Genomic DNA, 13,931 nt, shown 5'->3' on the forward strand with positions numbered 1-13,931 from the left:
TTGCCCGATTTCGGCGTAGCAGTGAGTACACGGACCCATGCTCCGGTCGATGGGCCGGGAAGCTCGATACGCTCTTGTTCCTTTGCTTTATGCAGCGCTATTGCCAGCTCTTCACGCGAGATTGACGACATGCAACCGACCCTTACCGCCATACTGCCCTGCAACGATCTTGACCGCACCGAGGCGTTTTTCGCACGGCTGGGCTTCAAGCGCGAGGCAGGCAGTCTCGGCGACTATCGAATGCTCGCCGACGGTTTCGGTGGGCAAGTCCATCTCAATCCGGCTGTCGAAGGGTGGCTCCTGCCGGGGCGCAATCCGTTCGGGCTTTACCTCTACCGCGAGGATGTAGACGAACTCTCCGCCGTGTTCGGTGCCGAAATCCTCGGAAGCGGCGACCCGAGCGACAAACCGTGGGGAATGTACGAGTTCGCGCTGAACGCACCCGATGACGTGTTGGTCAGAGTGGGATGGCCGACACGCCTGCGCCGCTCTTCGCGAGGCTAGCCAGCACACGTGCCGCAGCCCTCTCTCCAGAGCAAAGACTCGAGTTCGTCGTCGAACCGGAAAAGTAGTCTCCGGCCAGTTGCACCGGCGAGCCCCAATCGACCGATTGAACGAAGCGCCGCAGCGCCGACAGGTGCCCGGGAGCATTCACCGCGATCGATGGGCTCCACCGTTGTACATGCGTCCATTGCACGTCTGTCAGCAGATGCGGCAGTGCGCCGGCGAGCGTATCGAGCGCGGCTTTCCCGATCGCATCGTCGTCGAGATCGGCCCGCGGGTCGCTCCACGTCTGCCGCCAGTACGTCGTGACCAAGCCGCGGCCGGCGGGCGCTCGACCCGGTGCCTTGTTGTGTTCGAGGACGATCGCTCCGAGGTCTGGTTGTTCGACGCGGGGTACGAGCAGAAAACACGCCGGCTCAGCGGGCGGGACCGATAGCGCGAACGAGACATTGACGCATCTGCCATAGCGCACGCTCTCGAGAAACGCGCGCTGATCCGGCGTCCAGTTTCGATAAAGCTGCGCTGCCTGACGCGCAGGCAATGCGATGACGCACGGGGCGGCCTCAGTGCTGTGCTGCTCCCCGTGCGCATCGCGCCACGTGACTGTGACCCCCGCTCTCGTGCGCTCCACCTCGAGCGCGGTCGCTTCCAGCCGCACATCTTCGATCTGGCGCGCCAGCCCTCTCGGCAGGAAGGCGACGCCGGATGGAGAATTGAAGAGCCCCCGGGTCGCGAGCACGCGGCGAATGAAAAACAGAAAGCTGGCGGCCGAATTGTCCTCCGCCGTATTGAGCGTCATACTCGCGCAGGTCGGTTCGACGAGGTAGTCGCGAATCTCGCGATTGAGGCGCCGCACTGCATACTCGGGAGCGCTTTCACGGTCGGCGGCATGTGCGCGCGAAAGATCGAACCAGTCGAGCTTGTCTCCGAGCCGGATGCAATCCCATAGCGCGCGCAACAGCGTCACCTTGCTGCGCGCGGAAAGCGGAATTCCGAGCATATCCTTGAGATTGCCCGCCTGAAAGCGGTGCACGTTGCCGTCGCGCACGAGACCGAAAAGGCTCGACGTGGGCTCGATCTGGTCGGCAAGACCCGCTTCGTCGATCAACGCCAACATGTGCCGGTAGCTCGTCGGCAAAAGACTCGCACCAATGTCGATGCGGTAGCCGTCCCGAAGATGCGTCGACATGCGGCCACCGACTTCGCCCATGCGCTCCAGCACCGTCACGCGAAGGCCCGCCTTGTTCAACCGGTAGGCCGCGGCGAGGCCAGCTACGCCGGCGCCCACGACGATGACACGCTCGCCCGTGGTCACCACGCTACTCGCTCGCGCTCAGCAGATCTTCGAGGTAGGGCACCCCTAATGTCGCATCGGCATCGTATCGTATCGTTTGCAAGCCCCAATCCAGGTGACCTCGCATCCAGTGATGCAATCCCTGTATATACCGGTCGACGGCATCGCGCGAATGACCGCCAAGATCCGTTGCGGATATTCTTTCGCGCGACGCATCGAAATCGTCGATACGCGATGCAATCCGCTCGACCACCTTCTGCAATGCCGTTGGTTCATCGCATCCTGTCTGGTGCTCTAGAACGATGACGAGATTGTGCACATCGCCGTGCGCCCGCTCCTTGGCAACGGTGAGCAAATCGTCGCTCCAGCAGACGACGTCGGCACATGCGGTCCGAGCTTCGAGCAGCAGCGGATGGCTGCGAAGGGCGTCCGGCAGCGGCGCATCAGCCACATATTCGAGCAGATCGAGCGACGGCCAGATCGCGCCCGCGTGACGACGGTTCGGCACGAATTCGTGGATCGGCGGTATACGGCCACGCCCTCGATTTGCCGCTTCCCACTCGCAGCCGGAAAGGTAGCCCAAATAATGTCGCGCGAAAACAGCGCGCCAATGCTCCGTCATATGCCCGGCCATCCGGTACCAGATGTCTCGTAGGGCGCTAACGAGGGGCAGGCACGACGACGGTTCTCTGGCCGGACTCACCGACCGCGCGCCGCCTTCGAGGCGCACCGGTGTCCTTCCCGTCATTTCACCGGCCATCGCGATGAAGGGCCGCAGGCGGTCTCTGACGAGTTGCAGCTCTCTTCCTGTTTCGCCCTCATCCAGTTGATCGTCGATCAGAAAGAGCCAGCCAATCCAGGCGGTTGCCGTCTGAAGCCGATCCTGATCGATGGCAGTGGAATAAACGCGGCCTGCCAGGGCACCGGCAGCAGTCTTGCGGAACCGGTCCCGGGCAACTTTCGAGCGCGTGAGCCCGAATGCGACGGCCCATTCCCGAACCCACGCTTCGGCTAGCCCGGTCCATACACTGACCGGCGATCGATCTGTGCCCAGCGCTTCGAGGAGCGTTCGAGCCGCCTGCATTTCGTCACGCACACTTGCCACCGTCCGGGAATTCACGCGTGCTCAGTATGCTTCGGGGGTTAGGACTGCGAACGAATCAAAGCCGTAGGTGAATCTCCGTGGCGAGCCGCAAGCTACGATTGCGCGCGCGTGCAATTCCCGACCATGAAGATACAGTGCAAATCGACTGGACAGGAGCGATTTCATGGCGCAGACATCGTCATACAGCCTCGATCGGCGCCTCGCGGGCTTCAGCACCTATGAAACGACGCCCGACGAAGCATTGTCATTATTTCGTGAAGCGCGGGCGTCCGGGCGCTCCGTGTTCTGGAGCGACACGCAAGGGGGCCACTATGTGTTTCTCGACCACGCCGACGTCAAGGCAGCGCACATCGATTGGGAAACCTACCGTTCCGGCCCACAGGTGCTGCGCCCGCTGGCAGAGCGGCCAAGATTTCCGCCGATCGAATACGATCCGCCCGAGCATGCGTCGTGGCGCAAATTATTTGCGGAAGTATTGAACCCCGATACGGCAACGCTTCACGAAGCAGCGGTACGGGAGGACGTGGAGGAACTACTCGACGACGTCGCTCGGCGCGGGGCATTCGATCTGCAAGCGGATTTCGCGGAGCAGGTTCCGTTGCTCGCGCTGTGTCATCTGATCGGCTTCGACAAGACCAAGCGCAGCGAAGTCCGACGCTATACGGTCGAACTGCATGCTGCTTCTGGAGACCCTCATAGAGCAGCCGCGGCCTTCCAGGCGTTTGCCGAGTTTGGCCTCGAAGAGGTTCATGCGCGGCTCCAGGAACCGCGCGATGACTTCCTGACCAAGCTGGCGCACGCGCGGCTGGGCGACCGGCCGCTGACCGCCATGGAAGTGGGCGCGACGATGAACAGTCTTCTGAACGCGGGCCACGGCACAACGGTCAGTGGGCTGACAAGCCTTTTATGGGAAGTGCTGCGCTCCCCTGCCATACGAAGCCGGTTGATCGAAGATCCCTTCCTCATCCCATTCGCGGTTGAGGAATCGATGCGGCTGCATACACCTTTTTTCGGCATCTATCGGATGACTACCCGAGATGTGACGGTAGGTGGCGTCGATATCCCGGCCGGCAGCTCGGTACAACTGATGTGGGCGGCCGCCAATCGCGATCCGAAGGTGTTCCGGGACCCCGATACATTCGATCTCGATCGCGACCTCGGCAGCAACCGATTGCTGACCTTCGGTTTCGGGATACACGCCTGCATGGGTCAGCCGATGGCTCGCATGGAGATGAACGTGGCGCTAGGTACGCTGTTGCGGAGGCTGCCGGACATCGAGCTCATAGCACCCGATGCGGTCAAGCACGAATTTGCCGGTTCGGAGACCGCCCTGATCAAATCGCTGCCCGCTCGGATCGTTCAATGACTCGAGCCATGTCTTCGAAGACGTTTTCAGACTTCCCTCCCGCGGGCTTCAAAGGTGTCGTCTTGCGTCCGGGCGACCCGGGATATGCCGAGGCCCGGGCGCTCCCCAACGCTCGATATGCGACGCGTCAGCCTGCGCTGATCGCGCGCTGCCGCGATATCGAGGACATCGTGATGGCGGTCGAGTACTGCGCCGGGCGCAGCGAACCGATCGCCATTCGCAGCGGCGGGCATGCGATCGACGGGCACGCGATGCCGCACGATGCATTTGTCATCGATATGTCGTTGATGAAGCACATCGAGGTCGATCCACAGACCGGCGTCACGACGATCGAAGCGGGAGTCCTGCTCGGCGAGATGGACGCGGCGACGCAACAACACGGGTACGTCGTGCCCTCTGGTACCGTTTCGACCACCGGCGCGGCTGGCCTGACACTGGGCGGAGGTATCGGCTACCTGACGCGGCGATTCGGCATGACAGTCGACAATCTTCTCTCGGTCGATGTCGTGACCGTCGACGGCCGCAGGCTGAGCGCGTCGGCGAAAGAAAACGCGGAACTGTTCTGGGGACTGCGCGGCGCCGGGCACAATCTCGCCATCGCGACGTCGTTCACCTATCAGGCGCACAAGGTGGGACCCGACATCGTGAGCGGGCTGATCGTTTATCCCATCGAGGCCGCGGTGCCTATCCTCGGCCGAATCGACGAAGTCATGCTCGCCGCCCCGCGTGAGCTAACGCTGTACCCCGTGATTCTGCCGGCGCCACCGCTACCCGGGCTGCCCCCGCATATGATCGGGGTACCGATCTTCGTGCTGATCGTGGTCTACACAGGCGAATCGGCGAAGTATGAAGAAGCGCTCGCAGGAGTGCGGCCGTTGGCACGCCCGCTTGCCGACATGGTTCGCCCATCCTCGTGGCTGGAAGCGAATTCGCTCCTCGATGTGTTGGCACCACCGGGCCGCCGCCAGCATAGCCGCGGCGGATACCTGGCGGCGATCACCCCCGAGATCGCCCAGACTGCCGTCGATCTCGTATCGCGCGCGCCGGCACCGACCGGGCCCGGCCCGAGCGTCGCGATTGCTTTTCCTTGTCTGGGTGGCGCGAACTTCGACGTTGGCGAGGATGCGATGGCGTACTCGCGCGAAGGTGCCTATTGGCTCTGGGAAGTGCTAGGGCAATGGGACACGCCCGATGAAGACGCGGAGTACGAAGGTTGGGTGGACGGGGTGATGAACGCACTGAACCCGTATTCGCTGCGAACCGGGTACGTCAATTTGTCGACCGACCGTGGTGCCGAATGGTTACGCAACCTCTACGGCTCCCCCGAGAAATGGCAACGCCTGTGCGCGCTCAAGGCCGAATTCGATCCACGCAACCTGCTGTCGTACAACAAGAACATCGCCCGGGCCCAAGCGGCTGCCGCATCGCTGCGCGCAGCCGGCGTTGCCTGGTCCCGGGAAAGGTAGCGACGATACGGGCCGCGCGCGGCGGCCCATTTTCGATCAGCCGACCTGACGCAGCGCGTCACCAACCGTCGAAAAGATCTGGTCGATCTGCCGCTCCTCGACGATCAACGGCGGCGAGAAAGCCAGGATATCGCCTGTATAACGGACGAGCACGCCCGCCTCGAAGCACTTCAGGAAGACCTCGTAAGCGCGCGCCCCTGGCGCATCCGCCCGCGATTCGAGTTCGATTCCGGCGACCAGGCCGAGGTTGCGGATGTCCTTGACGTGCGGCGAGTTGCGCAATTCGTGAACCGCATCCTCGAACGCGCCCGACAATTCCTTCGCGCGCTCGAAGAGCCGCTCACGCTTGTAAATGTCCAGCGTGGCGATCGCGGCGGCCGCCGCCGACGGATGGGCCGAGTAGGTGTAGCCGTGGAAAAACTCGATCGCATTGGCGGCCCCGGCATTGATCACCGCGTCGTGAACGGCACGGCTCGCCGCAACGGCCCCCATCGGGATCGCCGCGTTGTTGATCGCCTTGGCCATCGTCAGCAGGTCCGGTGTCACCCCGAAGTATTCGCTCGCGGTTGGCGCGCCAAGACGGCCGAAGCCCGTGATGACCTCGTCGAAGATGAGCAGGATGCCGTACTTGGTACAAATGTCGCGCAGCCGTTGCAGGTAGCCTTTGGGCGGCACCAGCACGCCGGTCGATCCGGCGAGCGGCTCCACGATGACAGCCGCAATCGTCGAGGCATCGTGCAGCGTAACGAGCCGCTCCAGTTCGTCGGCGAGATGCGCACCCCAGGTCGGCTGGCCGCGGGTGAAGGCGCATTCGGCGATATTGAGCGTGTGCGGCAAATGATCGACATGCGGCATCAGATTGCCGGAGAACGCCTTGCGGTTGGGCGCGATACCTCCAACCGAAATGCCGCCGAAGCCGACGCCGTGATAACCGCGTTCGCGCCCGATGAAGCGGGTGCGCTGACCTTCGCCACGCGCCCGGTGATAGGCGAGCGCGATTTTCAGGGCCGTATCGACCGATTCGGAACCCGAATTGGTGAAGAAGATCCGGTCCATGCCGGCCGGCATGAATTCGGCCACTTTCGATGCCGCTTCGAAGGCCAGCGGGTGCCCCATCTGGAACGTCGGCGCGTAGTCCATCGTCGCCAATTGCCGGGAGACCGCTTCGGTGATTTCGTCGCGACCGTGCCCTGCATTCACGCACCACAGCCCCGCCGTTGCGTCGAGCACGGAGCGATCGTCGACCGTCGTGTAGTACATGCCCTTGGCGGCCTTGAACAGACGCGGCGCGGTCTTGAATTGGCGATTTGCCGTAAAGGGCATCCAGAAATTGGAAAGATTCGGGTTTTCCATTGCGCTCATTCTATGTCTCCATCGATGTGCGACCGACTTTAGCGACTGTGCAGGCTACAATCACTGGACAGCAAAAAACGAATACTCAGACCGTACTGGTTTTTTCTTCCCGACTGTATTGAAATGTTCAAGCTGAATTTATCCCGGTCTCGGAAAGACGAGGGTACGCTGGTCGAGCAGATCGTTTCGTCGGTCAGGCAGGAACTCAAGAACGCCACCTACCCCGCGGGCACTGCGCTGCCGTCGGTACGCGCGCTCGCCAAGTCGTACAACCTCAGCACCTATACGGTATCCGAAGCGTATCAGCGGCTCGTCTCGCTCGGGTTGATCGTGGCGCGCGCAGGCGCGGGCTACCGCGTCGCAACCCCAGTGGGCCAGACGCCCGCCGCGCCGGCATGGCACGCGCCGAGCCTGAACGGAGCCTGGTTGCTCTCGGATGTTTTCGCCGACCAATCGATACCGATCAAGGCCGGAAGCGGCTGGATACCGAACGATTGGGTCAACGAGAGCGGTCTGCAGCATGCGCTGCGTGTGGTGAGCCGCACGCCGGGCGCGCGCATCGGCGGTTACGGGCATCCCTATGGGCTGGGCGCCCTTCGCGAATACATCAGCGGATCGTTGCGCCGCTATTCGCTGTCCGTCGGCACTGCGGACGTCCTGCTGACACAAGGCGTCACGCAGGGGCTGGACCTGATCGTACGGACGTTGCTGCAGCCGGGCGATACCGTCGTCGTCGAGGATCCTTGCTACTGCAATTTGCTGCAGATCCTGAAGGTCGCGTTCATCAATGTGGTCAGCGTGACTCGCACGGCGGAAGGCATCGATACGGAAGAACTCGAAACCGTTATCCGCGAACATCGCCCCAAAGGCATATTCGTCAACACGGCACTGCAAAACCCATCGGGGACCTCGCTCAGCGCGGCGTCCGCGTTCCGCTTGCTGCAGATCGCCGATCGCGAAGGTTTATGGGTCGTCGAAGACGACATCTCGCGTGAACTCGCGCCGCCCGGCGCGCCGTGTCTCGCCGCGATGGAAGGATTGCGGCGCGTGATCTATCTGTCGGGATTTTCGAAGACGATTACGCCGGCCGCGCGCGTCGGCTACATCGCCGCGAACCGCGAGCTCATTTCAAAGCTCGCACTGACCAAGATGGTCGTGGGGCTGACGTCTTCCGAAGTCACGGAAAGAATGGTGGCTAATGTGCTGATCGAAGGACACTACGATCGTCACACGGCTCATATACGCGAGCGGCTGTTCAATGCGCATGCGAGCGTGGCCGAATCGATGCTGAGCTCAGGGCTCGAAATCTTTCATACGCCCAACGCCGGGCTTTTCCTGTGGGCGAAGCTGCCCATCCGGCCCGAAGAGAGTTTGGCCGTTGCGACCGAAGCGCTGACCAAGGGAATCTGGCTCGCACCGGGATCGTATTTCCGCCCGGCCGAGGCCGAATCGGCCTGGTTCAGATTCAATGCGGCGACATCGGACGTGCCCGAGCTTTGGGAATTCATACGCGGGCTCGCGGCATAGATACGAGCGCTTCGCATGACGCTGCCAGCTTCCCGCGCGAACGGGCGTGTCGAGCCTTCGTTGGGCGCCGCCGCGCTTCGCATCGCTCGCGCGAGTGGCCGGTTCTCGCCGATAGGATCGGGACTTCCCACTACGGTTATGGACCGCCAGTTGACGTCTTGGTTACCTTGGAACAGGGCTTCCCGGCCGGAACGGACGCCGCCGCACGATAATAACGAGACGACGTCGAGCGATTCCGGGACGCCGACGTCCGCGCCCGCGTCTCATCCCCTCCTCGACCGCTTGCGGCAACTGCCACGGCGCGGCCATTCAGGTTCACCCTCCGTTGCCGACGCCGCCGATGGTCAAGCCGGCGCAGGGTTGAGGAAGGACGCCGAGCAGGGTCTCTACGTCTCGCGCCAAGTCGAACATGGCAGTGCGCAACGCTTGCTCGACTTGGCCGACGAGACGCTGCGTGGGCAGGGCATATCCACCAGCGATATGGTCTTGGTACCGCCGGACAAGATGCACGTGACAGTCGTACGCAGCCCGAATCCACTACGGGCTGGCGAGACGCTCGATCCGCTCACCGAGCCGGTGACGATCGATCTGCGGACCGGCTGTCATCTGGTGCGACTGGGCGATGGCATCGCATTGCGCTTCAACGCGCCCGCCCTCGAGCAGAGATGGGAAGCCGCGAGAGGCAAAGGCGCTGGCTGGGCATACGGCGGCGGTTATATCGCGCACGTCACCGTTAGCTATGACGCGAAGGGCGCCGAATTCGAGCCGATCGCCATACATCCCGACCTGGATCTGACGCTGCTGGGCGAGCGTGCCGAAACCTACGACCCCAACTGGGTCAAGCGGCAGGGTCTGTAGAGACTCGCGCTCCCCCATTTGCCGCGCTGCGGGTAAGCTACGTCCACTTGGCGTTCGGCAAATCGAATGAATACGAGCAGACCATGAAGCGCGACTACGCAGTCCAGCGGGGCACCCTCGACGGGGTCGAGGCATTCGTACGTGTCGCCGAACGCCGCAGTTTTCGAGGCGCAGCGGCCGATCTTGGCGTCACCCCATCGGCCGTGAGCCAAGCCGTCCGGGCACTCGAAGCGCGCGTGGGCATCGCGCTTTTCACGCGCACGACGCGCAGCGTGGGCCTGACCGAAGCTGGTGAGCGCTTTCTCGAACGCGCCCTGCCCGCGTTCCAGGAAATCCTTGCCGCAAGCAATGCCGCCCGCGAACTCGGCGCAAAACCGTCGGGCCTGCTTCGTATCGCGGTACCGCGCGCGGCCGTACCGCTCGTATTGCAGCCGCTTCTGGCCTCGTTCAGCGCCGCCTACCCCGATATCGCCGTCGAGATTGCCGCCAGCGAAAAGCTCGTCGATCTGGCAAAGGAAGGTTTCGATGCGGGGATACGGATGGGCGAGCTGATCGCGAGCGATATGGTTGCCATCCGGCTCACGCCGCCGTTTCGATTCATCGTGGTGGGAAGTCCCGCCTATTTCGCACGGCGGGGTCGCCCCCGCACACCGGCCGAGCTCGCCGCGCATTCGTGCATTCGGCTGCGGCGGTCCAACGGTGCGCTTGCCACGTGGCGGCTGAAAGAAGGGAGCGAAATGGTCGATCTGAGCGTGTCGGGCTCGTTGATCGTTCACGATTTCCCGACGATGCTGGAGGCCGCGCTAAGCGGTGCGGCGTTGGCGCAGGTGCCGGAGCCCGTCGCCGCGGAGCACTTGAGCTCGGGGCGGCTCGAAGAAGCGCTGGCCAGACACGCGCCGCTCACATCGGGCTTGTTCCTCTATTTCCCTGACAGGAAACAGGTACTGCCGAAGCTGCGTGCGTTTATCGAGCATGCGCGGTCGTTCACGCAGGATCGGCAGACCGAGGCGTCCGAAACAGCGAAACCGGCGAAAACGCCGAAAGCGGGAGCACGGCGCGTGCGCTCGCGCGACTAAGACGTTGGCTCGCGGCATGCGAGTCGCGCCCCTCCGGCTCGCCCGCGCCAAAAGAGCTCCCCCGCTATTCGGATGCGCCCCATGAAACGAGTACCGCGTGAATGTCGCGCGCATATTGATCGCGCAGGCGCGGCGTTTCCGAGTGATAAGCGCCGATGGCTCGCCACGTATTGCCGTGACGCAGCATTTTCTGCTTGAGCATCCACGCGGCCACATAGACATTCACGCAGCCATTGCGCAGCGCCCCGGGCGGAACGCCATTGCGGCGCAACTCATTGAAGTGAATCGAGTTGATCTGCGCCTCTCCGATATCGACGCTGCCGTCCGTGTTGCGGTGCACGGCCTCCGGATTGCCTTTCGATTCGAACCAAACGATCGCTCGCAGGATCAGCGGATTGACGCCCTGATAAGCGCCGGCCTGCTCATAGCAGTCCGCCTCGGCGTGGACAGCGCCATTCAATGCGACCGTGCAGGCAAGCGCGAGCGCAAGGCGCATCCATACCGGGTTACGGCAACGGCGGCGAGCCGGTAAAAGGTTCTTCATTGCACTAGGCTCCCCTGGCGCTGGCGGCGGCGAATCATCGCGTCATGGCAACGGATACGGCGTCGGCCGCCGAACGCGCATCGTTCGCGGTCCCGCGCAACACAGCATCAAGCTTGCTGGACATCGACGCGAGGTAGGCGCGCGACTCCGGGCTGACCACCGTGCGCACGACTATCTCGGCGGGCTTGGTGGAATGAGCGCGTGCACGCAACGCCTTTTTGGAACGATGAGTGCCGCGCGGGGCTGGAGCGTCGTCCTTCAGATCCTCGACATCTTGCGCGGCCGATGTCGGCAAGGACGCGAGCGGCGGCAAGGGCGGCAGCAGTTTGTCGGGATCGGCAGGCGCGACGAATTTCATCGCCGGTGCGCCTGCCGTCGTAGCGACGGGCGTAGCGTCCGTGCTCCCCGGGGCCGCGAATGTGCATTGCGAGGCGTGCAGGAGTGCAAGAGCAATCGTGAATCGCAACATGAATCGTCTCCTGTCACTCGGTCGGCTTGACCCTGACGCTATAGGGTTGGCAACTTCCCGTCGCCACGTTATCGATGCGAACGACCCCGGCGCGCTGAGGCGGGATGCCTCGTCGTACTGCCTGATCGAGGTAGCCGAAATCCTGCGCCAGCGCGGCGACGACGATCGTCGTCGGCTGCGGCTGCTTTGCGGCCACGGCGCCCACCTTGGCAAGCACCTCGCTCAATTGCGGATCGCGCGCCCCGAGCGCATCCGGGGGAATGACGAGGTCGACGACGCTCGCCGAAGCAGGCTGCGTTTTGGCGTCGGCATTGCCGGCATCGGGGCGCATTGCCTGCAACTGGGCGCAACCGGCAAAAGCGGTCACGACGAAAACGCTGGCGAGCAGTCTCAACATTCTTCTCCACGCTAAGGAATGCCTTATCGGCAGCGCGGAGAAATGATTTAGCCCTCTAGCGTAGAAAGCCCCAACCCACTGGGCTCCCCGGTAGCGAGCAGGATCGCGGAATTCCACGAACGCTGAATAGCGTCCTCACCTTTCATCGGCGCAGAGGGGTTTCGTCATTTTCATATGACAAAAGCCCAATAGCGAAGGGACCGCTTCAATTGCATCGTGAAAGAAATCCGAATCGGCGTTTAAAACTCGAAAGCGGGCGATGTCTTTGTCAATATCGCCTGTGCCTTCGGCGCAGTCCATAGCTCGCTTACCTCACGAGCCAGGACATCGAGCACCGTGCCAATGTCCGTCATCGCCGTAGCATGAAGCGCTTCGATAACGATCAATACGTGCTTGGTGTCCGAACGAACCGCTGAAGCCGCGCTTTGCCGATGTGTCCAGCGTCGAGCGTGCGCGCACGCCGCCTCATCCGCAAAAATCACCTCGCCGGGCTCGGGCGACTCGACTTCGCCGGCAAAGGACAGATAGTGTTCGTCGCCCGCCGCAAGACGTCGAATACAGCGATCGGAACCGCGAATGCGAGCGAGATCGCGTTGCATAGATCGACCAGCGGATGAAGCCGCGGCAAAGCGCCGTCCTTTCGGAAACGCCGAAGCAACAATTCGGCGGCGCAGCGGTATTGCGTGGGCTTGCATCCCATCTTGGCAAAAGCCCGCCGCCAGGCTTGGATCTCCGGCCATTCGCCTTCTGCCACCTGACTCAGCCGCGACCGGGCCATCCCTTGAAACCTTGCGATGCGTCCATCGACGTCGACGCCGTCGGTGATTTCCGGCGCCAACAGCACGCCGGGAACCAGAGCGGGATGATCCTCCCAGATCTCTCTAGCATGTCGAAAATACATCGAATCGCCTCCTCTGCCGATACGGAAAGTCCGTATCGTGACGAAGGGGGCGTTGGCCGTCTTGAACGAAATTGCAGCAGCTGGCGAGTCCCGCTATTGCCCGCCGCAGTAAGCCTCGATCCGATATCCATCCGGATCGATGACAAAAGCGGCATAGTAATCCGGCGCGTAGAGATCGCGTATGCCGGGCTTGCCGTTGTCGCGCCCGCCCGCCTCCAGCGCCTGTTTATAAAATGCGTCGACACTCTCACGGTCCGGTGCGGTAAAGCAAAAATGCAGCCCGGTGCGCATATCGGGATCGACGGGGTGATCGGTGGGGGATATCCAGAACCTCGGGGAATCCGCGCCATACCCGAGCAAGTCGGCGGCCTCGCGCAAACGGCGATACCCGAGCGCACCGAGCGCCGCGTCGTAGAACAATTTGGCCTTCGCGATATTCCGTACGCCGATAGAAACGTGGTCCAGCATTTGACGCCTCCTGAGATCGTTGGAACAGCAAAGCGATTGTCCATCAGCTGCCCGTCGAAGGCTTTACAAAAATTGCGCCGCGCATCGTTCGTTTGCCGCCGCCATGCCGGCCCCAGGGAATCAGACGGCGCCGCGCAGCAGCGACAATGGTATCTCCGTGCACGGAAGCCGAGGGGCAAAGCTGTGGCGCGTCGTTTTATACGGAAAAAGAAGCTTGTCCTGCAAGATCCGCTTGCAGATATGACGGACGCAAAACGGTTCACCTGTCTGCCAGTGCGTAACCGAGACCCTCGGGTCTCGATAGTCGAGCAGCACGCATGGCAGATAGCGAAGCTCGAGCACAGCCGCGGCGCGTAGCCGGTGATTGCCGTCCATCACGATCCCCGACTCCTTCTCGATCGGAATCGGCGTCGTCCAGTCGCCGGCATTGCGAATCGCCACCGCGAGACGGCAGACGTCGCCCTCGTCGACGATCTCCGACGCCCGCAGAAACGAGACTGGCTTGAGCGCTACGCAGTATGCGGGTTCAGTGCGTATTTCGATGGTCATTCGCCCTCCGTGGTGGAATCGCCGGACCGCCGGACCGCCGGATCGCCGGATCGC

15 protein-coding genes and 1 pseudogene are annotated in these 13,931 nt (G+C 62.7%); 6 read left to right on the forward strand and 10 right to left on the reverse strand.

Features of this window, described 5'->3' with window-relative positions; translation table 11 throughout:
• Positions 1 to 129: 129 nt before the first annotated feature.
• Positions 130 to 504 (forward strand): VOC family protein, encoded by a 375-nt coding sequence (locus tag ACR9ZC_RS03135; protein ID WP_481579082.1) that lies wholly within the window; start codon positions 130 to 132, stop codon positions 502 to 504.
• On the opposite strand, the gene ACR9ZC_RS03140 is transcribed toward ACR9ZC_RS03135, so the two are convergent.
• Both ACR9ZC_RS03140 and ACR9ZC_RS03145 read right to left on the reverse strand, forming a co-directional pair.
• Positions 458 to 1,822 carry a protoporphyrinogen/coproporphyrinogen oxidase gene (locus tag ACR9ZC_RS03140; protein ID WP_481579083.1) on the reverse strand — a complete coding sequence of 455 codons (1,365 nt, stop codon included), beginning with the start codon at positions 1,820 to 1,822 and terminating at the stop codon, positions 458 to 460. The two genes, ACR9ZC_RS03135 and ACR9ZC_RS03140, sit on opposite strands and share 47 nt — an antisense overlap.
• A 1-nt stretch (position 1,823) precedes the next feature.
• On the reverse strand, positions 1,824 to 2,918 hold the full coding sequence (locus ACR9ZC_RS03145) for a terpene synthase family protein (RefSeq protein WP_481579084.1): 1,095 nt from the start codon (positions 2,916 to 2,918) through the stop codon (positions 1,824 to 1,826).
• 148 nt (positions 2,919 to 3,066) lie between these two features.
• Here ACR9ZC_RS03145 and ACR9ZC_RS03150 point away from each other — a divergent pair, with 148 nt between their 5' ends.
• Both ACR9ZC_RS03150 and ACR9ZC_RS03155 read left to right on the forward strand, forming a co-directional pair.
• A complete protein-coding gene (locus ACR9ZC_RS03150) occupies positions 3,067 to 4,269 on the forward strand; it encodes a cytochrome P450 (protein ID WP_481579085.1) in 1,203 nt (400 codons plus the stop codon).
• 8 nt (positions 4,270 to 4,277) lie between these two features.
• Entirely contained in the window at positions 4,278 to 5,735 is a 1,458-nt protein-coding gene (locus ACR9ZC_RS03155) for an FAD-binding oxidoreductase (protein WP_481579086.1), read from the forward strand.
• A gap of 36 nt (positions 5,736 to 5,771) precedes the next feature.
• Here the strand turns inward: ACR9ZC_RS03155 and aptA are convergent, their stop codons facing one another.
• Positions 5,772 to 7,097, reverse strand: a complete 1,326-nt coding sequence (aptA, locus tag ACR9ZC_RS03160) for an omega-aminotransferase AptA (RefSeq protein ID WP_481579087.1) — start codon at positions 7,095 to 7,097, stop codon at positions 5,772 to 5,774.
• A gap of 114 nt (positions 7,098 to 7,211) precedes the next feature.
• Here aptA and ACR9ZC_RS03165 point away from each other — a divergent pair, with 114 nt between their 5' ends.
• The 3 genes from ACR9ZC_RS03165 to ACR9ZC_RS03175 all read left to right on the forward strand — a co-directional run bounded on the left by ACR9ZC_RS03165 (position 7,212) and on the right by ACR9ZC_RS03175 (position 10,549).
• Positions 7,212 to 8,615: an aminotransferase-like domain-containing protein gene (locus ACR9ZC_RS03165; protein ID WP_481579088.1), complete on the forward strand. Its 1,404-nt coding sequence runs from the start codon at positions 7,212 to 7,214 to the stop codon at positions 8,613 to 8,615.
• 360 nt (positions 8,616 to 8,975) lie between these two features.
• Entirely contained in the window at positions 8,976 to 9,473 is a 498-nt protein-coding gene (locus ACR9ZC_RS03170; protein ID WP_481579089.1) for a hypothetical protein, read from the forward strand.
• Positions 9,474 to 9,556: 83 nt separating this feature from the next.
• Entirely contained in the window at positions 9,557 to 10,549 is a 993-nt protein-coding gene (locus ACR9ZC_RS03175; RefSeq protein ID WP_481579090.1) for a LysR family transcriptional regulator, read from the forward strand.
• Positions 10,550 to 10,613: 64 nt separating this feature from the next.
• On the opposite strand, the gene ACR9ZC_RS03180 is transcribed toward ACR9ZC_RS03175, so the two are convergent.
• The 7 genes and pseudogenes from ACR9ZC_RS03180 to ACR9ZC_RS03210 form a co-directional block, all read right to left on the reverse strand.
• Positions 10,614 to 11,093: a lytic transglycosylase domain-containing protein gene (locus ACR9ZC_RS03180; protein WP_481579091.1), complete on the reverse strand. Its 480-nt coding sequence runs from the start codon at positions 11,091 to 11,093 to the stop codon at positions 10,614 to 10,616.
• A 34-nt stretch (positions 11,094 to 11,127) separates the two neighbouring features.
• Positions 11,128 to 11,562: a hypothetical protein gene (locus ACR9ZC_RS03185; protein ID WP_481579092.1), complete on the reverse strand. Its 435-nt coding sequence runs from the start codon at positions 11,560 to 11,562 to the stop codon at positions 11,128 to 11,130.
• Positions 11,563 to 11,575: 13 nt separating this feature from the next.
• Complete coding sequence (locus ACR9ZC_RS03190) at positions 11,576 to 11,959, reverse strand: hypothetical protein (protein ID WP_481579093.1); 384 nt, start codon at positions 11,957 to 11,959, stop codon at positions 11,576 to 11,578.
• 239 nt (positions 11,960 to 12,198) lie between these two features.
• Positions 12,199 to 12,558, reverse strand: coding sequence for a phenylalanine--tRNA ligase beta subunit-related protein (locus ACR9ZC_RS03195; protein WP_481579747.1), 360 nt, complete (start codon positions 12,556 to 12,558; stop codon positions 12,199 to 12,201).
• A gap of 5 nt (positions 12,559 to 12,563) precedes the next feature.
• Positions 12,564 to 12,860 (reverse strand): annotated as a pseudogene (locus ACR9ZC_RS03200) (hypothetical protein); the annotation flags it as partial.
• 93 nt (positions 12,861 to 12,953) lie between these two features.
• Entirely contained in the window at positions 12,954 to 13,328 is a 375-nt protein-coding gene (locus ACR9ZC_RS03205; protein WP_481579094.1) for a VOC family protein, read from the reverse strand.
• 120 nt (positions 13,329 to 13,448) lie between these two features.
• Positions 13,449 to 13,877 (reverse strand): transcriptional regulator, encoded by a 429-nt coding sequence (locus tag ACR9ZC_RS03210; protein ID WP_481579095.1) that lies wholly within the window; start codon positions 13,875 to 13,877, stop codon positions 13,449 to 13,451.
• Positions 13,878 to 13,931 lie beyond the last annotated feature (54 nt).

The organism is Trinickia sp. HAY1-2D, assembly GCF_056754935.1.